This window comes from Corynebacterium sp. LK2510, from assembly GCF_040946405.1.
GTDB lineage: Bacteria > Actinomycetota > Actinomycetes > Mycobacteriales > Mycobacteriaceae > Corynebacterium.
In genome coordinates, this window is the sequence record NZ_JAYWLR010000004.1 from 83,147 (window position 1) to 105,258 (window position 22,112).

Sequence of the window (22,112 nt, forward strand, 5' to 3'; positions counted from 1 at the left end):
GAAACGACGCTGATACGCAGCGACAATGCAAATCTGTCTCGAGATGTCCGGCGGCTGAATAGACTGGCTTGTGTGAACCCGTCCCCGCGACGCAAGGAGTACGTCTTGGATTACATTTCCCGCCATATTGGACCCGATGCCACAGAACAGTCTGAGATGCTTGACGCCCTGGGTTACGACAGCGCTGAGGTGCTCGTCGCCGCGGCAATGCCTCCCGGGATTAAGGCCACTCAGCCCATTGAGCTGCCTGCACCGCTGAGCGAGGCGCAGGCGCAAAATCGCCTGCGCGAGCTCGCCGGGAAGAACACGGTGCTCAAGGCGTTCTACGGCCAGGGCTTCTCCTCCACTCTGACCCCGCCGGTCATCCGCCGCGGCGTGGTCGAAGACGCCGGCTGGTACACCGCCTACACCCCGTACCAGCCCGAGATTTCCCAGGGCCGTCTCGAGGCCCTGTTGAACTTCCAGACGATGGTCCAAGACCTCACCGGTCTCGACATCGCGAACGCATCGCTTCTCGACGAAGCCTCGGCCACCGCTGAGGCCATCGGCCTAATGTCGCGCGCTGTGCGCAAGGGCCGCAAAGTGCTTCTCGACGCCCGCCTCCACCCCCAGGTCATCGCCGTCGCAGCTGAGCGCGCCCGCGCTATTGACCTCGAGGTCGAGGTGGTCAACCTCGCCGAGGGTGTTGTCGGCGAGGACATCGTCGGCGCCGTCGTGGCGTACCCGGGCACGGAAGGCGACATCGTCGACCCGCGCCCCATCATCAACGCGATCCACGAGCGCGGCGGCCTCGTCGCCCTCGACGCAGACATCCTCGCGCTCACGCTGTTGGAATCGCCCGGCGAGCTCGGCGCAGATATCGCGATCGGCACGACCCAGCGCTTCGGCGTTCCCCTGTTCTACGGCGGCCCGCACGCCGCGTACATGGCGGTGACCGAAAAGCTCAAGCGCCAGATGCCGGGGCGCCTCGTCGGCGTCTCCGTCGATGCCGAGGGCTACCCCGCCTACCGACTCGCGCTGCAAACCCGCGAGCAGCACATCCGCCGCGAGCGCGCGACCTCCAACATCTGCACCGCGCAGGCGCTGCTCGCTGTGACTGCGTCGATGTACGCGGTCTACCACGGCCCGCAAGGCCTGACCGAGATTGCGCGCACGGTGCATGATCGGGCGGTGCGCTTCGCGGCGTCGATAAGCGCGGGCGAGGGCACCGTCAAACACGACGCTTTCTTCGACACCGTCGCCGTCGAGGTGCCCGGACGCGCCGAGGAGATTAAACGCTCGCTCGCCCAGCAGGGCTACCTCGTGCGCGCGATCGGGGCCGACACCGTCGTGGTCAGCTTCGGCGAGGACACCGAGGACACCGACGTGGAGGTGCTTGCGTCCGCGTTCGGCGGCACCGTCGACGACACCAAGGTGGACAGCCGCCTACCGCACGAGCTGGAGCGCACCACCGAGTTCCTCACCCACGAAGTGTTCAACTCGATCCACTCCGAGACCCAGATGATGCGCTACATCCGCACACTCGGCGACAAAGATCTCGCGCTCGACCGCACGATGATCCCGTTGGGTTCGTGCACGATGAAACTCAACCCGACCGCCGGGTTGGAGGCGATTACGTGGCCGGGCTTTGCCAACGTCCACCCGTTCACCCCGGACGAGTACACCGCCGGGTGGCGCGAGCTCATTGGCGAGCTCACCGACTGGCTTGTCGAGCTCACCGGCTACGCCGCCGTATCTCTGCAGCCGAACTCCGGGGCGACGGGCGAGCTCGCGGGCCTGCTCACCATTCGCCGCTACCACGTCTCCAACGGCGATACCGAGCGCGACATCTGCCTCATCCCTGCCTCGGCACACGGCACCAACGCCGCCTCGGCCACCCTGGCGAACCTGCGCGTCGCCGTGGTCAAGACAGCGGACGACGGCTCCATCGATCTGGCCGACCTCGACGCGAAACTTGAGGAGCATGGCGACCGCGTTGCCGCGATCATGCTCACCTACCCGTCGACCCACGGCGTGTACGAGGACACGGTGCAGACGGTCTCCGACAAGGTCCACGCGGCCGGCGGTCAGGTCTACATCGACGGCGCCAACATGAACGCGCTCACCGGCATCGCACGACCCGGTGATTTCGGCGGCGATGTCAGCCACTTGAACCTGCACAAGACGTTCACCATCCCGCACGGCGGAGGAGGCCCGGGTGTGGGCCCGATCGGCGTGGCTGAGCACCTCGTACCCTTCCTGCCCGCCGACCCACAGGTCTCCCGCGAGGATGCAGGCGAGCAGGCCCCCGAGGGCGAAGGAGTGCCGATTTCTTCGACCACCTACGGCTCCGCGGGCGTGCTGCCGATTTCGTGGGCGTACATCGCGATGAGCGGTGCCGAGGGACTGAAATCCGCCACCGAGCACGCGGTGCTGGGGGCGAACTACCTCGCCCACGAGCTGCGGGATTCCTTCCCGGTGCTCTACACCGGCGAAAACGGCCTGGTCGGCCACGAGTGCATCTTCGACCTCAACGGCATTGCGAAGGAAAGCGGGGTGACCGCCACCGACGTGGCGAAGCGCCTCGTCGACTACGGCTTCCACGCCCCCACGCTCGCGTTCCCGGTCGCTGGAACCCTCATGGTCGAACCGACCGAGTCGGAGGACTTGGCGGAGTTGAAGCGCTTCGTCGAGGCAATGCGCTCCATCCGCGCCGAGATCCAGGAGATCGCGGACGGGAAGATCGAGTACGACAAGTCTGTCATCCACAACGCCCCCTACACCGCCTACAGCGTGACCCGCTCCGAGTGGCCGTACGAGTTCAGCCGGGAGCAGGCGGCCTACCCGGTCGACGGTCTGATCCACGGCAAGTACTTCCCTCCGGTGCGCCGCATCGACGAGGTCTACGGCGACCGCAACCTCGTCTGCGCCTGCCCGCCGCCGGAGGCGTTCGACATCGCACCAGACGCCGTCGAGGACATCGACGTCACTGCCACAGAAGAGAACTCGAAGTAGACAAGGAGACATCATGCCCCAATCACCATTGCAGGCAACGCACGAAAAGCTCGGTGCCTCGTTTACGGACTTCGGCGGCTGGACCATGCCCCTGAAGTACGGTTCCGAGCTCGAGGAGCACCGAGCGGTGCGCGGCAGCGTCGGAATCTTCGACCTCTCCCACATGGGAGAAATCGAGGTCACTGGCCCCGACGCGGCGGCGTTTTTGGACTACACACTGATCTCCGCAATCTCCCCGCTGAAGGTCGGCAAAGCCAAGTACTCGATGATCGTGGACGACAACGGCGGCATCCTCGATGACCTGATCACCTACCGCCTCGCCGAGGACCGCTTCCTCGTCGTACCGAACGCTGCCAACACCACCGTCGTCTGGGACGCGTTCGAGGCCCGCGCGGGCGGCTTCGATGTCGAGCTGCGCAACCGCAGCGAGGACATCGGACTGGTCGCAGTACAGGGCCCCGGCGCGCTCGCGGTGATCGAGCCGCTTGTCGACGGCTCCCCGGGCGATCTCGCCTACTACAGCGCCGCCGAGATGACTCTCGATGGTGTCGACGTGATCGTCGCACGCACCGGGTACACCGGCGAAGACGGCTTCGAGCTCTTCGCCGCCGCCGCGGATACCCAGAAGGTATGGGACGCCGTCATCGGCGGCGGCACCCCGTGCGGCTTGGCGGCACGCGACTCGCTGCGTCTGGAAGCGGCCATGCCGTTGTACGGCCACGAGCTCAATGCCGAGATCACTCCGGTCGAGGCGGGTATGGGCCGCGCATTCGCGAACAAGGAAGCCGACTTCGTGGGCAAGGACGCGCTTGTCGGGCGCGAAGCAACCGTGGTCATCGCCGGGCTTGTCTCCGAGCAGCGCCGCGCCGCCCGCGAAGGCTCCGAGGTCTACATCGGCGAGGAGCGCATCGGTACCGTCACCTCCGGCCAGCCCTCCCCCACCTTGGGCCACCCTGTGGCGCTGGCTCACCTCGATCCGAGCCGCGCAGAGGTGGGAACTGAGGTGGAGATTGATATCCGCGGGCGGCGTTATCCGTTTACTATCAGTGAGACACCCTTCTACAAGCGAAAGGACAGCTAACCATGGCTCTGCAGCAGGATTTCTACTACTCCGAGGACCACGAATGGATCAACTCCACCCCCGAAAAGGCTGTGGGCTCCACGGTGCGCGTGGGTATCACCAACGTCGCCGCCGACCGCCTCGGCGAGGTTGTCTTCGCCGAGCTGCCGCAGGTCGGTGAACAGGTCACCGCTGGTGAGACCTGTGGTGAGGTCGAGTCCACTAAGTCCGTCTCTGATCTCTTTGCCCCCGTCTCTGGCACTGTCACCGCCATCAATGACGCCATCGACGGCAACTTTGAGCTCATCAACAACGACCCCTTCGGCGAGGGGTGGCTGTTCGAGGTCGAGGTTTCCGAGGTCGGCCCGCTGCTGACAGCCACGGAGTACGCCGAGCAGAACGGCATTTAAGCGGGTACTAATGTGTGGGGTATGACTGCCCCACGCGATCCGTTCTTCCCTGCCGACAAGTCAATCCGAGCCTCAGACGCGCCGCTCGACGTGCGCGACCTGGGGCTTGTCGACTATGCGGAGACGTGGAAGCTGCAGGCGGATCTTGCCGCGAAGCGCGGCCGCGATGAGATTGGTGACACTCTCCTCGTCCTCGAGCACCCGTACACCTACACCGCGGGCAAGCGGACCCAGGAGTCGGATATGCCCACCGACGGCTCCCCTGTCATCCAGGTCGACCGCGGCGGCCGCATCACCTGGCACGGCGAGGGGCAGCTCGTTGTCTACCCCATCATCAAACTCGCCGAGCCGGTCGACGTGGTGGACTACGTCCGCCGCCTGGAAGAGGCCATCATCGCCGCGGTTCGCGAGGCCGGGGTCACCACCGCTGGGCGCATCGACGGTCGCTCCGGGGTGTGGGTGCCGGCCGCCACGGCTGCGAAGGATCCCGCCGCCGCGACGCGCGACCGCAAGATTGCGGCTCTTGGCATCCGCGTCACCCGTGGCGTGACCATGCACGGTCTGGCGCTGAACTGCTGCAATACCTTGGAGGCGTACGAGCACATCATCGCATGCGGCATCGACGACGCCGACGTCACATCGATGAGCCTCGAGCTCGGCCGCCGGGTCGACACCACGGAGCTTGTTGCACCGCTTGTCGACGCCCTCAAGCGCGCCCTCGCCGGCGAGCTCGCGGTCTCCGACCACACCTTCGGCTCCGCCCCCAACCCCTCCAAGGGGCTGCGTCGGTCAGACGTCCCGCGCGGATAAGCAGATATGGGGGCAGGGCTGTCCAACAGCCCACCCCCATAGACACGCTCTTGACACGCGCACTACGGTAGAGGTCGTGACTGTTGCACCAGAAGGCCGAAAGCTCCTCCGCGTAGAAATGCGCAACTCGCAGACACCGATTGAGCAAAAACCCCGGTGGATCCGCAACTCCGTGAAGACGGGGCCCGAGTACGAGGACATGAAGAACAAGGTGAAGGGTGCTTCCCTTCACACCGTGTGCCAGGAGGCGGGCTGCCCGAACATCCACGAGTGTTGGGAGTCCCGCGAGGCAACCTTCCTCATCGGCGGTGCGAACTGCTCTCGCCGCTGCGACTTCTGCCAGATCAACTCTGCAAAGCCGGAGCCCCTGGATCGCGGTGAGCCGCTGCGCGTGGCCGAGTCGGTCCGCGAGATGAACCTCAACTACTCCACCATCACCGGTGTGACCCGCGACGACCTCGATGATGAGGGCGCCTGGCTCTACGCCGAGGTTGTGCGCAAGATTCACGAGCTCAACCCGCACACCGGTGTGGAGAACCTCACCCCGGACTTCTCCGGCAAGCCCGACCTGCTCCAGCAGGTCTTCGAGGCGCGCCCGGAGGTCTTCGCCCACAACCTCGAGACGGTGCCGCGCATCTTCCGCCGCATCCGCCCCGCGTTCCGTTACGACCGCTCCCTGGACGTCATCCGCCAGGCGCGCGATTTCGGCCTGATCACCAAATCGAACCTCATCCTCGGCATGGGTGAGACCCGCGAGGAGGTCATGGACGCACTGCGCGACATGGCGGACGCCGGTACCGACATCGTCACGATCACTCAGTACCTCCGCCCCGGCCCGCAGTTCCACCCGATCGAGCGCTGGGTGAAGCCGGAAGAGTTCATCGAGTACCGCGACGCCGCATACGAGATGGGCTTCGGCGCGGTCATGTCCGGCCCGCTGGTGCGCTCGTCCTACCGCGCCGGCAAGCTCTATGTCGAGGCGATGGCGCACCGCGGCCGCGAGCTGCCGGAGAACCTGAAGCACCTGGCCGATACCTCCCAGGGCGACACCGCCCAGGAGGCCGCGACCCTTCTGGACAAGTACGGCCCGTCCCAGGAAACCCCGGTTACCACGCACTAAACACGCGCCCACAGCGCCAATTGCGCTAGGCGCGCAACGCCCCGCCTTTCCTCCCTGCATGTGCACGGGGAAGGCGGGGCGTCTCGCGTGTCGATTGGCTAGCTCAGGTCGGTTCCGCCGTTGACCATCATGGGCCGGTCGAGGACGACCTGCGGGATCTGGAAGGCGTCGACAAGCACTTCAGCCCACGGTCCGAGCGAATCCACCAGGTCGTTAACCGCTGCCTTGGCGGCCCTGACGCGGCCGGACGGCAGCACGTTGTGCTCCTGGTACCACCCGGCGTGGGTGGTGATGGTGTCGAAGACGAACAGGTGGCGCAGCTGCTCGAAGACGGCGCGGGCCGGCGATCCCTCGGGGATTGTCGCCTCCGCCTCGAGCATCGCCTGGACCATCATGCGGTCGCCGTAGGCGACGGCCGCCGCCAACAGGTGGTCCTGCGCCCGGTCGATGACCTTCGCTGCCTCGGCGCGCTCCATCTTGCGGGCCACCTGCACGCGGCGGACCAGCGAAGTGAGCACTTGCTCCTCCCGGGTCTGGATGACGCGCAGCTGTGTCTCCGCCTCGAAGAGCGACCCAGTGCCGTTCATCAGATCCTGGAGGGACTGCACGCCCGCGGCGATGCCGGAGCGGCGCTTGAGAATGTCGCCGACATTCGAGGCGAAGAAGCGTGCCATGCCGAACGGCGACATTTCGGAGACTTCCTTGCCGTAGGCCGTGAGCAGGTTCTTGCCCACCAACTGGCGCATGATCGTGTCGTCGCCCTCGAAGGTGGTGAAGATGTCGACATCGGAACGGAACGTTGTCAGCAGGTTCTCAGCCATGTAGCCTGCGCCACCGCAGGCCTCACGGCACTCCTGCAGGGTCCGATTGGCGTGCGTTGCAGCAGTTGCCTTGAAGATCGCGGCAAGCGTCTCCATCTCGCGCCCGGCGCGGTCCTGCTCATCCGTCGGGTTCGAGGGGTCCCACGCGCCGGAGATGATGGCGTCGGTCTGTTCCTGGAAGCGGTCGAGCAGCTTGTTCTGGAACACCGCCAGCGCATAGGCGCGCGCGAGAGGGATCAGCAGGCGGCGGCGGTGCTGGCGGTAGTCGATCAGCCGCGACTCCTCGCCTTCTGTCCCGGCCTCGAACTGGCGGCGGATGGTCGCGTACTTCACCGCGATGGCCAGCCCGGCGCGGGCCGCGCCGGCAGCCGAAGCCCCCACGCCGAGGCGCCCACGCACGAGGGTGGCCAGCATGGTGAAGAAGCGGCGGTTCTTTGAGTCGATCGGCGAGGAGTACGTGCCGTCAGGAGCGACGTCGGCGAAGCGGTTGAGCAGGTTCTCGCGCGGGATGCGGACGTGGTCGAACATGAGCATGCCGTTGTCCACGCCGAGCAGGCCTCCCTTGTGCCCATGGTCGGAGGGGGTCACGCCCGCAGCCGGGGTGCCGTCTTCCTCGCGGATGCGCACGATGAAGCAGTGCACTCCCTTCGAATCAGCCGAGTCCGGGGTGTAGAGCTGCGCGAACACGGCCGCCCAGCGCCCGTCGCGTGCGGCGTTGCCGATGTAGGCCTTCTTCGAGCCCGGTGTCGGGGAGTTGATGATGAACTCCTGGGTCTCCGGGTCGTAGGTGGCCGTCGTTTCGATCTGTTGAACGTTGGAGCCGTGGCCGATTTCGGTCATGGCGAAGCACCCCAGCTTGCTCAGATCCATCGCGCCGCGGGCGTACTCGATGTGGCGCTCGGTGCCGAGGGCGTCGATGACACCACCCCACAGCCCGAACTGCACGCCCGTCTTGATGCAGGCAGAGTTGTTGATCTGGGCGATCAGTTCCAACGAGGACACACCGGCCGCGACCTTGCCCTTGCCGCCGTTGAGCGGAGAGAAGGAATCCTCAATGCTGCCGCCTTCGGTGATGCGGCGGACGTTGTCGAGGTTGTCCGCGCGGATCTCGTCGAGCGTTCCGTCGATCTTTGGAAGGAAGTCGGGATCGTTCAGCAATGGCCGAAGGGAGTCTTTCAGTTCCTTGTAGTTGCCATCGAGAACGGCGGCGAGACCTTCTACCGCGGTGGGATCGGGGGTTGTCGGCAGGACGGCCGGCTGGTTTTTCTCCGGTGCGGCGTCGCTCGTCACAGTCGCGCTCGCTACCCCTTCGCGGGGGTCGCGGACCTCGAGGGCGGTGTCAACTGCGGGGATCTGGTTCCGGGACGGGGTAGACATGCGCGGTTTCCTTTCTAGTGACTCAGGTTGGTGACGTTCGGGGTTGTTACGGCTCTGGCAGTTATCGCTCGATGATGGCGACAACACCCTGGCCGCCTGCGGCGCAGACGGAGATGAGGGTGCGCCCGCCGCCGTTGTCGACGAGGGTCTTGGCGGCCGTCGCGAGGATGCGGGCACCCGTTGCGGCGAAGGGGTGGCCTGCGGCGAGTGAGGATCCCTTCACGTTGAGCTTGGAGCGGTCGATAGCGCCCAACGCCCCGTCGAGGCCAAGGCGCTCGCGGCAATATTCCTCGGACTCCCACGCGGCAAGTGTTGCCAGCACCTGGGAGGCGAACGCCTCATGGATCTCGTAGAAGTCGAAGTCCTGCAGGCTCAGGCCGTTGCGCTCAAGCAGTCGCGGCACGGCGTAGGTGGGCGCCATGAGCAGTCCATCCTCCCCGCTGACGAAGTCGACGGCGGTGATCTCGGAATCTACGATCCACGCCTGTACCTCGAGCCCGTGGTCGCGGCCCCATTCTTCGGAGCCGAGGAGGACGGCCGCGGCGCCGTCGGTGAGCGGAGTGGAGTTACCCGCCGTCATAGTCGCGGCTGCGCCGTGCTGGATGGCGTCGCGCTTGCCAAAGACCGGCTTGAGCTGACCGAGCTTCTCCACGCTTGTGTCCGGGCGCAGGTTCGTGTCGCGCTGGACTCCGAGGAACGGGGTGACGAGGTCGGTGAAAAAGCCCTCGTCGTATGCCTGGGCGAGGTTGCGGTGCGACGCCGCGGCGAGCTCGTCTTGAGCCTCGCGCGTAATTCCGAACTCGCGGGCGGTGATCGCGGCGTGCTCGCCCATGGACAACCCCGTGCGCGGCTCGCCGTTGCGCGGCTGCTCGGGGGCGAGCTGGCTCGGGCGGATGGAGCCCACAAGCTTGAGCTTGTCCAAGGGCTTCTTCGCATTGGCGGCCTGGATCAGGGTCGTGCGCAGCTCGTCGTTGACCGCGAGCGGGGCGTCGGAGGTCGTGTCGGTGCCGCAGGCAATGCCGGACTCGATGCGGCCGAGAGCGATCGCGTCGGCAACCTGGATCGCGGAGGTGAGGCTGGTGCCGCAGGCGTGCTGCACGTCGAAGGCGGGGGTGGTCGGGGCGAGCGCGGAACCGATCACGGACTCGCGGACGAGGTTGAAGTCGCGCGAGTGCTTGAGCACTGCCCCGCCGACAACCTGGCCTAGTTCTTCGTCCTGCAGCCCGAAGCGGGCGACGAGGCCGTCGATGGCTGCGGTGAGCATATCCTGGTTGGAAGCGTGTGCGTACTCCTTGTTGGACCGCGCGAACGGGATGCGGTTGCCACCGAGGATGGCTGCTTTACGGGGCTGGTTCACGGTCGTTTCCTCACTTTGTCATGCGGTGGAAGGTGGGTGCGGTTGTTAACTCCGGCGGATCTACGGTACGGGCTTGTCCTGCTCCTCTTCGGGTCAGTGTGGAGCGATGGCGGTGAGATGTACCCCACGTTACAGTTAACGCTGTATTGTAATCTACATCACCAATGCTACTAAAGTGTAGCCTTAAACACCACTAGTACGTTGTCCCCTTTCCGCCGGGACGGCACACTTGAGAGACATCCACCCGACAATCACGAACAGGAGCACAGCCGTGGCAAGGAAAAGCGTCGCAGAAAAACTCATCAACTCCCCGTTGGCAGCCAAGGCGGGGATCCCCCAGGGCTATCCCCTGCGCCGCCACACACCCGGCAAGCCGCTCCTCCACGGCCCCGTTGTCGTCGACGGCTCCGGGCGACTGATGGAAGCTCTCGCCTCGGCCCTCGACGGGCCCTACACACTGATTCAAGCAGCGGCCGATACCCCGCGCGCGGGCGTCGTGTTCGACGCCACCGGCATCACCGCACCGGAGCAGCTCAACGAGCTGTTCGGCTTTTTCCAGCCCCAGATGCGCAAGCTCACTGACAACGCCCGGATCGTGGTCATCGGCACCACGCCCGAGCTTGTCGACGCCTCCACGCCCGACGCCCGCATCGCCGCCCGCGCTCTGGAAGGCTTCACCCGCTCCCTGGCAAAGGAGATGCGCAAGGCGGGCACCGTGCAGCTGGTCTACGTCGATCCGGCGATCGACCCTTCGTCCATTCAGCCCCTCGAGTCCACCCTGCGTTTCCTACTCTCTGGCAAGTCCGCCTACGTCGACGGCCAGGTGATCCGCGTTACCGGCTCCGACGCCGACACCCCCGCTGACTGGGAGCACCCGCTGGCAGGCCGCCTCGCCGTGGTGACCGGCGCGGCCCGAGGCATCGGCGCTGTCATCGCCGAAACCCTCGCCCGCGACGGAGCACAGGTCATCTGCGTCGACATTCCGCAGGCTGGCGAAGGCCTCGCCGCCACCGCTAACAAGGTCAAGGGCACCGCGCTGCCGCTCGACGTGACCGATCCTAAGGCCGCCGAGGCGATCGCGGAGCACGCCCAGCAGCGCTACGGGCGCGAAGTCGACGTCGTCGTCCACAACGCCGGGGTCACCCGCGACAAGTTGCTCGCCAACATGGACGAGTCACGCTGGAACATTGTGCAAGACATCAACCTCGTGGCACCGGTGCGCATCACCGAGCGCCTCATCGAGCTCGACGCACTCGGCGAGAAACCCGCCATCGTGGGAGTGTCGTCTACCTCCGGCATCGCAGGCAACCGCGGCCAGACTAACTACGGCACCACCAAGGCCGGGATCGTGGGGCTTGTCGACGCCCTCGCCGACCGCCTCGCGTCCCTCGGCGGCAACATCAACGCCGTCGCCCCCGGCTTCATCGAGACAGACATGACCGCCGCGATGCCGACCGGGCCCCGCGAAGTCGGCCGCCGCATCAATTCGCTGCAGCAGGGCGGCAAGCCCGTCGACGTCGCCGAGGCCGTCGCCTACTTCGCGGCCACCTCCTCCACCGCCGTCAACGGCAACACCGTCCGCGTGTGCGGCCAGAGCATCCTGGGAGCGTAAGCGCCATGAGCACCTACGAAACCTTGCCGTCCATCCCCGACTTAAGTGCCGTGATGCGCCGGATTGTCGCGGGCATGGTCCCCGGCATCGGGACGAGACACGTCGCCGACGCCGATCCAACCTCCCGCATCGAAGTCACCGGTGTGACCATCGACCCGGCGGCCCTGGCGGACTACACCCGCGCGACGAGCCTGCGCTACGGCAACAGCCTCCCGCCGACCTACTTCTTCGTGCTCGGCTTCCCCCTCACCATGGAGCTGATGAGCCGCGCGGACTTCCCCTTCGCTCCCGTCGGTAGCGTGCACGTGGCCAACGAGCTCACGCAGACGCGCGCCGCGCGTATCGACGAAGCGTTCACCTTCCGCGCACACGCCGAAAACCTGCGCCCGCACCGCAGGGGCCTGCTGGTGGACATCATCACCGAGGTCACCGCGGACGGCTCGTGCGGGCCAGTGTGGACCCAGAGGGCGACGATGCTGGGGCAAGGCGCCTCTTTTGCCAAAACCGCGCCCGTCGCGCTTGCCACCCGGGGTGTGGACCACGCCCGTCCGCTCACTCAGGCCGAGGCGCTCGAGGTGCCCGGGGTCGCCGCGAACGCCCAGTGGGTCCTCAGCCGCGACACCGTGCGCGCCTACGTCGCGGCCTCCGGGGACTCGAACCCGATCCACACGTCGAACCTCGGAGCAAAGGCGTTCGGCTTCCCCGGCGTTATCGCCCACGGAATGCTGTCCGCCGCCACCGTCCTGCGGTTGCTCGAGGGGACACTCGACAGACCGCTGCGGTACACCGTTGAGTTCCATAAGCCCGTCATCGTGCCCGCCCGCATCGCCGCGTGGGCACTGTACGCCGACACGGCGACGACCAACCTGCAGCTGCGCAGCGCCTCGAAGCCAGAGAAGCTGCACCTCAACGCCGAGGTTGAGTTCCTCTCGTAGAGAACTCAGCGCACGGCAGCGGTGCGGGCCTACGCCCGCGCCGCTTTTTGCTTGTCCGCGGCGTGCAATAAGGTGGAGCCCATGGCTGATTCGAAGGGCGCGCGTGACCGCGCGAAAGACCGCGCACAGAACAAGGCGGCCAACAAGGCCGTGAAAAAGCAGGAGCGCGAGGCCAAACGGGCCCAGCGCAAGAACAACTTCTCGCAGATGCGCCAGGCATTCAACATGCAGCGCAAGCGCGACAGCAAGCTCATTCCGCTCATGCTGCTGTGCATCGTCGGTGTGGCACTTCTGTTCTTCTTGATCGGCCTGCTCTGGGCCGGACAGTGGTTCATGCTCGTCCTCGGCATCCTGCTCGGCCTTGTCCTGGCGATGTGGGTGTTTAGCCGCCGCCTGGAAGCCTCGATGTACGAAGAGGTGGGCAACCAGCCCGGCGCGGCCGCGTGGACGCTGGAGAACATGCGCAACACCATGGGCATTGCGTGGATCACCACCACCTCGGTCGCCGCGACCCCGCAGATGGATGTCGTCCACCGCGTCGTGGGCAACCCCGGCGTGATCCTCGTCGGCGAGGGCAACCAGGGCCGGCTGAAGAAGCTCATGGAGCGCGAGGCCAAGCGCGTCGACCGCCTGCTGGCGGGCGTGCCGGTGCGCGAGATCTACATCGGTGACGGCGAGGGCCAGACCCAGGTCCGCGACCTGCAGAAGACCCTGCTCAAGATGCCGAAGGACTTTCAGAAGGACGACGTCTACGCCATGTCCGCTAAGCTCGAAGCCATGGAAAACCGTGCGGCCAACCGCCCCGCCGGCCTGCCGGGTGGCCCGCTGCCGAAGCAGGCTCAGGCCATGTCGGGCATGAACCGCAAGATGCGCCGCATGCAGGAGCGCAAGGGCAAGTAAGCCGCTGGCCGTAGCCCTTCGAAAAACGACTCAGGCGCCGTTACCTTCTCCGGGACGGCGCCTGAGTCGTTTCCGATTAAGAGCGGATGACGGTGGAGCCGGTTGCTCGGTCGTGCATGCCGCGCCCGTTGGCGTCGACAAGCGCTGCGGGAAGGATGAACATGGTCAGCACGGTGCGTACTGCGGCGCGCCACAGACCGACGCGCTGCCCCGGCTCGTCCAGGCGGGCCACGCCCATGCCCAGCAGCGCCATGCCCGGGGTGCGGGCGAACAACCAGCCGCCGATAATCCCGAGGATCACCCACAAAATGAGGGTCAAGGTGGCCGTGTCGCCGAGCGCTGTGGTGAACATCGTGGTGAAACCCGCCACAATCCAGCACATTGCCCAGTCGATCGCCACTGCCCCCATGCGTCGGGCAACGCTTGCCTGGGCTCCGGATCCCTCGCGAGGCATGCCGTAGTTGGCCCCCGGATACTCGGGGAAAGCGTCGTCGGGAGAGAACTGATTCGGCAGCTCGGGGCCGCTGCGCCAGCTTCGATTCGTACTTGACATGGCCTCAACCCTACTGAACCGGCCCAGCCCGAAAGAATCCCATTGGCACATGTCCGTCATAGGGGCGAGCATGGCTTTAGCACGCAGGGGGCACCTGTAGACTGATCGTGTCCAATCACCAACTGAGGGAGATTCACCGTGGCCTTCGAGAATATCGGGGACGTACAGAAGTTCATCCAGGACGAAAAGGTCGAATTCGTCGACGTTCGCTTCACCGACGTCCCCGGAACCGAGCACCACTTCTCTATCCCGGCCTCCATGTTCGATGAAGACGTCGCGGAGGAGGGCCTCGCCTTTGACGGTTCCTCCATCCGCGGTTTCACCACCATCGAAGAGTCCGACATGACGCTCATGCCGGACCTTGCGACCGCGAAGCTCGACCCGTTCCGCGCCTCGAAGACTCTGAACGTGAAGTTCTTCGTCAACGACCCGTTCACCCACGAAGCCTTCTCCCGCGACCCGCGCAATGTCGCACGTAAGGCCGAGGAGTACCTCACCTCCACCGGCATCGCCGACACCTGCTTCTTCGGTGCCGAGGCCGAGTTCTACCTGTTCGACTCCATCCGCTACCAGGCGGACGACCACAGGGCCTCCTACGAGATCGAGTCCGAGGAAGGCTGGTGGAACCGCGGCCGCGAGACCGAGCTCGACGGCTCCCCGAACCTGGGCTACAAGAACCGCGTCAAGGGCGGCTACTTCCCCGTCCCGCCGTACGACAAGACCGTGGACATCCGCGACGCGATGGTGCACAACCTCGTCGCCTCCGGCTTCGACATCGAGCGTTTCCACCGCGAGGTGGGCAACGGCGGCCAGCAGGAGATCAACTACAAGTTCAACACGATGCTGCACGCTGCAGATGACCTGCAGGACTTCAAGTACATCGTGAAGAACACCGCCACCGAGTTCGGCAAAACGGCCACCTTCATGCCGAAGCCGCTCGCCGGCGACAACGGCTCGGGCATGCACGCCCACCAGTCGCTGTGGAAGGACGGCAAGCCGCTGTTCTACGACGAGTCCGGCTACGGCGGGCTGTCCGACATTGCCCGCTACTACATCGGCGGCATCCTCGAGCACGCTGGCGCCGTGCTGGCGTTCACCAACCCGACGCTGAACTCCTACCACCGCCTGGTTCCGGGCTTCGAGGCCCCGATCAACCTGGTCTACTCCCAGCGCAACCGCTCTGCGGCGATCCGCATCCCGATCACGGGATCCAACGCCAAGGCGAAGCGCATCGAGTTCCGCGCACCGGACCCCTCGGGCAACCCGTACCTCGGCTTCGCTGCGATGATGCTCGCCGGCATCGACGGCATCAAGAACCGCATCGAGCCGCACGCGCCTGTGGACAAGGACCTCTACGAGCTTCCGCCGGAGGAGGCCAAGGAGATCCCTCAGGCACCGACCTCGCTCGAGGACGCGATCCGCGCGCTCGAGGCCGACCACGACTTCCTCACCGAGGGCGACGTCTTCACCGAAGACCTCATCTCCACCTACATCAAGCTCAAGTACGACAACGAGATCGCCCCGTCGCGCCTGCGCCCGACGCCGCTCGAGTTCGAGATGTACTACGACTGCTAGGAGCTCCTCGCTTTTCGACGCCCCATAGCACCAGCACCCCTCTCCCCTCCACCTTCGGAGGGAGAGGGGGTGCTGTGTTTGCACACGGTGCCGGTGCACCCGGTAGAGCCGGTAGAGCCGGTAGAGCCACATCGACTCGCGTAGCTCTCGTGTCTCCGCGCTACAGCATGAATGGCAGTGCCACGGCTCCGATCACGATCAGCGCAATCGCCGCCACAAAGGCTTTCGCCTGCCAGGTGGCGTAGTTGAAGCCCACTCCCACTCCGGCGCGCTTGTCCACCAAAACGGCAGGGTCATCAGGGTTGTGATAGAACATGCCCCACGTGTAGTGGCGGTCATTGTCCGGGCTTTCGGGAGCTCCTTCCGTATCTTGCTCGCCACGTGCGCGCGTACGCACCCAGGAAATCCGCGCAATCATGACCCCGATCGCCCCGAGCACCGCTACAAAGAACGCGACTATCAAAGTGGGCATGTGAGGCTGGTACTCCGGGATCACCGCCGCGATCTGCATGATGGTCAGCCCAAGGGCCACCACGAGGGAGACCCAGGCCAATGCGTGGACGCTCTCATGAAGGACTGTGCTTTGGCTGCGCCTTCCCGCTGCGCTCCGGTCCGAGCGGACATGGGTGCGCTGGGACACCGTCAGGCGTGCGACCACGGCCATGACTGCAACGAGCCCGAGCGCGAACCACATCCCGAACAACACGGTGCCTGCGGTATTGTCGCCCCAGGCATCCGGCTGAAGGTCAGGGCCGAAGTGCACCGGAAACACCTCTGGGATGTCCTCCCACCGCGCGAGCGTGTACAGCCCGCCGATGACCGGGACAGCCAGGGCCGCTGCAAAAGTAGCCCACGGGAAAGCTCTCTGTTCGTCGCCTGTACCCGCCACGCGCCCGGTGATCGCGGTTTCGACATCGTCGAACCAGTTCTCCTCGCGCTTCGCCGCGGCAATGCGATTGTGCTGGAGCGCGAAGGTCACACCGGCAGCAAGGGTGAGCACGAGCGGGGCGAGGACCACGACCCACACGATGTGCGAGAACAACGCCACAGCGGCAACGAGCAGCAATCCGGTCGCGGCGACGACCACGCGGTAGGTACGCAGCGCACCGGTGACGGCTGGGGAGTCCGCCCGGGAGCGCGGGACGCGAGCGCCCAGGACGATCCCGTCTGGAGCAAGGCGCGGGGCAATGAGCAGGCACACGGTGACACAGAGCACCGTGGCCGCCATGAGCGCAGGAAAGACGAAACTAGACAATGTGGTGATCCTCTCCGTAAAGGTAGGCGAGTTCGGCGTCGATAAGCTCGCGCAGGGTGTGGGCATCGGTGCCTTGGGCAGCGGCCCGAGCCAGGATGGGCCGCAGTCCTGCGAGGTCAGGGGGCACACAGGAAGGAGGGGCGACGCGGCTGCCGGAACGCGACGCGCTCTCAATAAGGCCCTCGGCGCGCAGCTGGTCGTAAGCCCTCTGCACTGTGGCGGGGTTGATCCCGAACTCCGCGGCAACCCGGCGCACAGGGTCGAGTGTGTCCCCCGGTCTGAGTTCACCGCGGGCGATGGCAACGACAATTGCATCGTGGATTTGCTGGAAGACGGGTAGGTCCCCGTCTGGATTGATAGTGATGGCTACCATGGCAACTCCCTTCTGTACCACTAATACTAATACAATCTGTATTAGTTGCGGCAATACAGAATTGTTTCCGGGTGCCCAGCATGGAAAAGCACCCCACCAGAAGGAAGCTGAAATGACTCAGCACGTCTTCCGGTGGGGTGCTCGCCCGCAAGATCGGGGCAGGGTCGGGCCAGGTGCTACAGGCTTAATCGAAGCAGGGCGCCGGGGACACACGCGCGTTCGCGTCCACCGTGAACCCCGCCACGCGCGCCTTCGAGGTGAATTGCCACATCGCGGGCTGCTGCTTGCCCACCTTCGTCGGCCACCCGCCCGGGAACACATCACGCGGCGCGCCCGCCGGATCCGCGCCATAAGACGCGAGCCAGAGCGCGCCGAACGGGCGGGTGTCCGCGTTCCACATGCGCCAACGCCACCAGCGCGGGGAGGTGTAGATGCCGGCGACTGGGACGCCGTGGTTGGTGAAGATGGAGTGGGCGCGGGAGACGTCGTCAAGCGAAAGCCCCGCGGGGGTCTCACAGTCGAGCCACATGGGCACCTCCGCCCCGTCCAGGACCGCGAGCGCCGAATCGACCTGCTCGGCGATCGTGGTGCCTTCGGCGGGGCCGCGCAGGTAGTGGTAGGCCTCGACCGCGAGCTCGGCACGCTGGGCATCGGCAAAGTGGGAGGCGAACACCCTGTCGCGGTAGGTGCCGTCCGTGGTGCGGATGACCACGAACTCCACACCCTCGCCGGCAGCGGCGACCAGCGAAAGACCGTTCTGGTGCTCCGAGACGTCGATGCCGAAACGCACAGCTGCCAGCTGCTAGCGCTTGCTAAGGCCCAGGCGCGGCTGGAACGACGCTGGGTGGCGGCGCTGGGCGGCCGCATCGGCGATGGCCAGGCGCCACTTCGGGTACTCCACCGGCATCTGGGAGATGGGGAACCACCCGGTCTCAGTGTTTTCGTCGTCGTTGACGCGTGGCTCGGCCTGCGGGTCGACGAGGTCGAGGCGGATCTGGACGGACATGTAACTCGCTTGCACGCCGTTGTCGAACGTGATGGGACCGAACGCGCCGACGCCGAGAAGTGCAGCCGGGGTCACGGCCACACCGGTCTCCTCGAGGACCTCGCGCACGGCGGCGTCGTGGGGATCCTCACCGGGCTCGCACTTGCCCGTCACCGGTGTCCACACGCCGTTGTCCGCCCGCTTAACCAGCAAAACTTCAGGTACAGCCCAGTCAGAGGGAACCGGAGAGTCACGCAGGACGATCGCGGCGACCGACGGGATCCACTTCTGCTCTGCGCCAGCCTCGTTTCGCACCTCTTCGTGCGTGTCATTGGTGGACGCAACGGATTCAGGATTATTCACGACAACACCTTTCTCGGGCTGTATGCGACGGCGGTGCACAACACTGGACTCAAGTCTACGTGGACTACACTCATCCCCATCATGAGCACGGCCATCCCCTCCTCCCCCGACGCTGACGCAATCGCTGCGGCACAGCTGGGTCATCAGGACGTGAACCGCACGCCGCTTCTGCGGCGCATCCCCGACGCCGTTTTCACCACCGCCTACGGCGCGTTACTCGTCGGCATTGTCGTCGCAGGCGTGATCGGAGTCAGCTACGAATCGGACGCCGCGACTCCCCCGCCGGCTGTGGAACGGCCACTGCGCCCGTTGTTTATCCCGGAAACGAACCAGGCCAATGTCGACGCCAGCGTGCGCGCCTACCTGATCGCCGACGCCGAATCCGCGCACACACCCAGCGGTGTCACCTTGACCGGCACGCTCACCCCGCTGGCAGAGGCGGACACCACCGAGGTCTCCGGGCACATCGCCCGACTGCTTGAGCAGAACTGCGTGGACAACATGACGGTGCGCACCCAGGACAACATGCCGATCAGCTTCTGGGGTTTCTGCTACCGCTCCATGCCGCCCGAGGCGATCAAGAGCTACGTCGACATTGCCTTAAGCAGCGGGGCGCAGAACGCGTCGTTCCAGTTCCACCCGGGCCGCGAATTCGACACCCAGGTGTGGATGACGTGGGTGTCCGACTCCGAGGCGCAAGCGCAGAAGATCACTGACAGCTTCGATGAGATGGAGTTCGACGGTGGCGTCGGCAGGCTCATGCTCGTCTCCTACGGCCCGGAGAGCGCCACCGCGGTAGAAAAGACCCTCGACAAAACCACCGTGAAGTCCGGCCCGACGGGAGAGGCGTTCAAGAGGGAGAACCAGGTTCCCTCCCCCGCGCTTGAGCCCCCGACAGCGCGGCCCTCAGCGCGGACCGGCGTCACCACTGCTGAATAACCCACTGCGCGTCGGGCACAACCGAGTCGATGACCTGGAACATCTGGTCCACATTCGAGTACGTCATGAGCCTGGGGTCAGCCATGCCCTCCCAGCACTCCTCCTCGCTGCGGCCAGCCTCCGTGCCGGAGACGACGCCGATGATGGTCGCGCGCCCGTTGACGTCGCGGAAAACCGGGCCTCCGGAGTCGCCCTTCGCCGCGCACACCGCGGCGATGTCGCCCCGGGTCTCGCGCTCCTGGTCGGCGTCCGTGGCGATGATCTGCACCCGCCCGGTCTCCTCGAACGTGCCGCAGGTGTAGCCGGTGGTCCCACCCGTCTTGCACACCCGCTCGAGAGGAGCGGCGATGTCGTCGGCGATCCCGGTCTCGATGGGAGCCCCGACTAGGTCCATCAGCCGCTGCGGGTCGACGATTTCAATGATCCCGACGTCGATGTTCGGCGCGCCCTCGCTGTAGAGGCCCGAATAGATGAACTGGCCCGCCTCCTGGCGGTAGTCCAGGGCGGTGGACGCGGTCGTGGGCCACACCAGGTCGCCCTCGCGGCCGCAGTGGCCGGCGGTGACGGCGAAGTTCCGGCCTTCCGCGTTAGAGAAGCTAAACGCCACGGTGCATGACTGCGCCGTGAACGATTCACCGGGCTGCGGGTAGTGATCAGTCGTCTGGATCAAGGTGCCGGGTGCCCACAGCGCGAAGGTGGGCACCCGCACGGTGTTGACGGGCGCGGCTTCCGGCGCGGCCTCAACAGCGCCCGGATCGACGGCCCCCTCGCCCGGGGTTTGGACCGCTTCGCGGGCGCGGCGCTCCTCCGCGGTGTAGCTGGAGATCTGAGAGGTTGTCAGCCCGCCCCAGACAACGGCCGCGACGGAGAAGATCGCGATCACCAGGATCGCGGTCCAGGCCCCGGCTCCGAGCCCGCGCGAGCGCTCAGGACCGTTGGGAGCAGGCGGCGCCGCGACGGGCCGGGTCTGCGGGGCGTTTCCCACCCCAGAGCCGCCCGGGTAGTAGTACGCCCAGTCGGGGCTGTCGACCTCGCGGCGATCGTGCCCGCGGCCGTTACTCGGGTTGCTCACCCTCGTCGCCTTGCCCCTGCTCCCCCTCAGCATCCTGACCCGCCTGGACCTTCAAGTCCCGGAGGAACTTCTCCGGGTCGAACTCGGTGAAGTACTCAGGTCCGGCGAACTGCTCCTGTGCCATGGACCTAGTCCTCCTGGTCCGCGACCACGTCGGTGGTCGAAATCTTCTCCGCGATGAAGTCCTTCACGGCGTCCGCGTCGTTGGGCAGGTCCGTGACGTGGCGTCCGGCGTCCATGATGGAGGCGAAGCGCTCGGGCACCTCGGGGTCGCGGCCGATGGCCTCGCGGATGGTGTCGGCGAACTTCACCGGAAGCGCAGTCTCGAGCACCACGATCGGGGTCTGAACCTGGTCCTGGAGCCCGCGCGCGACGAAGATGCCGTCGGCGGTGTGCGGGTCGACGACCACACCGAATTCGTCCTCTACCTCGGTGATGGTGGCAATGCGGTCAGCGTGCGTCGAGGTGCCGGAGAGGAAGCCGAACTCGTCGCGGATGCGCTCCAACACGCCGGGGTCTGCCTCCTCTTCGAGGGAGAAGCCGCCCTGCTTGACCTTCACGGCGAACAAGTCGGCGGTCAGGTGGGCGTCGCGTCCGAGCGCGTCGAAGATGAAGCGCTCAAAGTTGGAGGCCTTGGAGATGTCCATCGACGGCGAGGACGTCGCGTGGGTCTCGGCCGCCGAGCGCGGCCGGTACTGGCCGGTGGTGAAGAACTCGTGCAGCACGTCGTTTTCGTTGGTGGCCACGATGAGCTTGTCAATCGGCAGACCCATCTGCTTGGCCACATGGCCTGCGCAGATGTCGCCGAAGTTGCCCGTGGGCACGGAGAACGAGATGCGCTCGTCGTTGCTCTGCGTGACGCGCAGGTAGGTGGAGATGTAGTAGACGGTCTGCGCGAGCAGGCGCGCCCAGTTGATGGAGTTGACCGCGCCGATGTGGAACTTCGCCTTGAAGGCCGCATCACCGTTGACGTCCTTGACCACGTCCTGGCAGTCGTCGAAGACGCCGTCGAGAGCGATGTTGAACACATTCGGCTCGTCCAGGCCGAACATCTGCGCCTGCTGGAACGGGGTCATGCGCCCGGCCGGGGTGAGCATGAACACGCGGATGTTGTCGCGCCCGCGCATCGCGTACTCGGCAGACGAGCCGGTGTCGCCGGAGGTGGCGCCGAGGATGTTGATCTCCTCGCCGCGGCGCGTCAGTTCGTACTCGAACAGCTCGCCGAGCAACTGCATCGCCATATCCTTGAACGCGGCCGTCGGGCCCTCGGACAGGTGGGCGAGGTAGAGCGATTCGCCCAGCTCGCTGACCGGAACGATCTCCTCGGTGGAGAACTTCGGGGTGGAGTAGGCGCGCGCGGTGATTTCTGCGATCTGGGCGGCGGGGATGTCGTCTACGAAAAGCGAGACGACCTCGGCCGCCAGGGCGGCGTAGCCCTTCTCGGCGAGCAGGGTCCGCCAGGCGTCGAGAAGCGCGGGCGTGATCCGCGGGTAGACGGCGGGCAGGAACAGGCCGCCGTCGGCCGCTAGCCCGCCGAGCAGAATGTCGGTGAACTTGGATGTCGTCGAAGTCGTGTCTCGCGTCGAAATGTAATCCACATC

At 65.9% G+C, this 22,112-nt stretch carries 20 protein-coding genes; 10 read left to right on the forward strand and 10 right to left on the reverse strand.

Annotated features, from left to right (window positions below; all coding sequences use genetic code 11):
* The first annotated feature begins 105 nt into the window (after nt 1–105).
* The 5 genes from gcvP (at nt 106) to lipA (ending at nt 6,394) form a co-directional block, all read left to right on the forward strand.
* Complete coding sequence (gcvP, locus tag VVR41_RS03905; RefSeq protein WP_368523709.1) at nt 106–2,994, forward strand: aminomethyl-transferring glycine dehydrogenase; 2,889 nt, start codon at nt 106–108, stop codon at nt 2,992–2,994.
* Nucleotides 2,995–3,007: 13 nt separating this feature from the next.
* Nucleotides 3,008–4,075 (forward strand): glycine cleavage system aminomethyltransferase GcvT, encoded by a 1,068-nt coding sequence (gcvT, locus tag VVR41_RS03910; protein WP_368523673.1) that lies wholly within the window; start codon nt 3,008–3,010, stop codon nt 4,073–4,075.
* Nucleotides 4,076–4,077: 2 nt separating this feature from the next.
* Nucleotides 4,078–4,464, forward strand: coding sequence for a glycine cleavage system protein GcvH (gcvH, locus tag VVR41_RS03915; RefSeq protein ID WP_368523674.1), 387 nt, complete (start codon nt 4,078–4,080; stop codon nt 4,462–4,464).
* Between the two features lie 21 nt (nt 4,465–4,485).
* Nucleotides 4,486–5,274 carry a lipoyl(octanoyl) transferase LipB gene (lipB, locus tag VVR41_RS03920; RefSeq protein ID WP_368523675.1) on the forward strand — a complete coding sequence of 263 codons (789 nt, stop codon included), beginning with the start codon at nt 4,486–4,488 and terminating at the stop codon, nt 5,272–5,274.
* Between the two features lie 76 nt (nt 5,275–5,350).
* Nucleotides 5,351–6,394 (forward strand): lipoyl synthase, encoded by a 1,044-nt coding sequence (gene lipA, locus VVR41_RS03925; protein ID WP_368523676.1) that lies wholly within the window; start codon nt 5,351–5,353, stop codon nt 6,392–6,394.
* 98 nt (nt 6,395–6,492) lie between these two features.
* Here lipA and VVR41_RS03930 read toward each other — a convergent pair whose 3' ends face one another.
* Together VVR41_RS03930 and VVR41_RS03935 are read right to left on the reverse strand one after the other, a co-directional pair.
* Nucleotides 6,493–8,592, reverse strand: coding sequence for an acyl-CoA dehydrogenase family protein (locus VVR41_RS03930; RefSeq protein WP_368523677.1), 2,100 nt, complete (start codon nt 8,590–8,592; stop codon nt 6,493–6,495).
* Nucleotides 8,593–8,653: 61 nt separating this feature from the next.
* Entirely contained in the window at nt 8,654–9,949 is a 1,296-nt protein-coding gene (locus VVR41_RS03935) for an acetyl-CoA C-acetyltransferase (protein WP_368523678.1), read from the reverse strand.
* A gap of 271 nt (nt 9,950–10,220) precedes the next feature.
* Between VVR41_RS03935 and VVR41_RS03940 the strand changes: the two genes are divergently transcribed.
* The 3 genes from VVR41_RS03940 (at nt 10,221) to VVR41_RS03950 (ending at nt 13,396) form a co-directional block, all read left to right on the forward strand.
* Nucleotides 10,221–11,561: a 3-oxoacyl-ACP reductase gene (locus tag VVR41_RS03940; protein WP_368523679.1), complete on the forward strand. Its 1,341-nt coding sequence runs from the start codon at nt 10,221–10,223 to the stop codon at nt 11,559–11,561.
* A gap of 5 nt (nt 11,562–11,566) precedes the next feature.
* Nucleotides 11,567–12,496 (forward strand): MaoC family dehydratase, encoded by a 930-nt coding sequence (locus tag VVR41_RS03945; RefSeq protein ID WP_368523680.1) that lies wholly within the window; start codon nt 11,567–11,569, stop codon nt 12,494–12,496.
* A gap of 81 nt (nt 12,497–12,577) precedes the next feature.
* Nucleotides 12,578–13,396: a DUF4191 domain-containing protein gene (locus VVR41_RS03950; RefSeq protein ID WP_368523681.1), complete on the forward strand. Its 819-nt coding sequence runs from the start codon at nt 12,578–12,580 to the stop codon at nt 13,394–13,396.
* Nucleotides 13,397–13,472: 76 nt separating this feature from the next.
* Here VVR41_RS03950 and VVR41_RS03955 read toward each other — a convergent pair whose 3' ends face one another.
* Nucleotides 13,473–13,949, reverse strand: a complete 477-nt coding sequence (locus tag VVR41_RS03955; protein ID WP_321101920.1) for an RDD family protein — start codon at nt 13,947–13,949, stop codon at nt 13,473–13,475.
* Nucleotides 13,950–14,087: 138 nt separating this feature from the next.
* Between VVR41_RS03955 and glnA the strand changes: the two genes are divergently transcribed.
* On the forward strand, nt 14,088–15,524 hold the full coding sequence (gene glnA / locus VVR41_RS03960) for a type I glutamate--ammonia ligase (RefSeq protein ID WP_321101918.1): 1,437 nt from the start codon (nt 14,088–14,090) through the stop codon (nt 15,522–15,524).
* 160 nt (nt 15,525–15,684) lie between these two features.
* Here the strand turns inward: glnA and VVR41_RS03965 are convergent, their stop codons facing one another.
* From VVR41_RS03965 to VVR41_RS03980, 4 genes are all read right to left on the reverse strand, one after another.
* Nucleotides 15,685–16,779 carry a DUF5808 domain-containing protein gene (locus tag VVR41_RS03965; RefSeq protein ID WP_368523682.1) on the reverse strand — a complete coding sequence of 365 codons (1,095 nt, stop codon included), beginning with the start codon at nt 16,777–16,779 and terminating at the stop codon, nt 15,685–15,687.
* Nucleotides 16,772–17,152 (reverse strand): GntR family transcriptional regulator, encoded by a 381-nt coding sequence (locus VVR41_RS03970; RefSeq protein WP_368523683.1) that lies wholly within the window; start codon nt 17,150–17,152, stop codon nt 16,772–16,774. The genes VVR41_RS03965 and VVR41_RS03970 overlap by 8 nt, the downstream gene beginning before the upstream one ends.
* A gap of 184 nt (nt 17,153–17,336) precedes the next feature.
* Nucleotides 17,337–17,942, reverse strand: a complete 606-nt coding sequence (locus tag VVR41_RS03975; RefSeq protein WP_368523684.1) for a glycoside hydrolase family 25 protein — start codon at nt 17,940–17,942, stop codon at nt 17,337–17,339.
* Between the two features lie 12 nt (nt 17,943–17,954).
* Nucleotides 17,955–18,500, reverse strand: coding sequence for an NUDIX domain-containing protein (locus VVR41_RS03980; RefSeq protein ID WP_368523685.1), 546 nt, complete (start codon nt 18,498–18,500; stop codon nt 17,955–17,957).
* An 81-nt stretch (nt 18,501–18,581) separates the two neighbouring features.
* On the opposite strand from VVR41_RS03980, the gene VVR41_RS03985 reads away from it, so the two are divergent.
* The gene (locus VVR41_RS03985; RefSeq protein WP_368523686.1) at nt 18,582–19,439 is read left to right on the forward strand and encodes a hypothetical protein; all 858 of its coding nucleotides are present in this window, start codon (nt 18,582–18,584) and stop codon (nt 19,437–19,439) included.
* Here VVR41_RS03985 and VVR41_RS03990 read toward each other — a convergent pair.
* The 3 genes from VVR41_RS03990 to thrC are packed head-to-tail and all read right to left on the reverse strand — an operon-like array spanning nt 19,423 to nt 22,109.
* Nucleotides 19,423–20,511, reverse strand: coding sequence for a trypsin-like serine protease (locus tag VVR41_RS03990; RefSeq protein WP_321101909.1), 1,089 nt, complete (start codon nt 20,509–20,511; stop codon nt 19,423–19,425). The genes VVR41_RS03985 and VVR41_RS03990 overlap by 17 nt on opposite strands.
* Entirely contained in the window at nt 20,495–20,635 is a 141-nt protein-coding gene (locus VVR41_RS03995; protein ID WP_321101907.1) for a hypothetical protein, read from the reverse strand. Before VVR41_RS03995 ends, VVR41_RS03990 begins: the two co-directional genes overlap by 17 nt.
* A 4-nt stretch (nt 20,636–20,639) precedes the next feature.
* Nucleotides 20,640–22,109, reverse strand: a complete 1,470-nt coding sequence (gene thrC / locus VVR41_RS04000; protein ID WP_321101905.1) for a threonine synthase — start codon at nt 22,107–22,109, stop codon at nt 20,640–20,642.
* Nucleotides 22,110–22,112 lie beyond the last annotated feature (3 nt).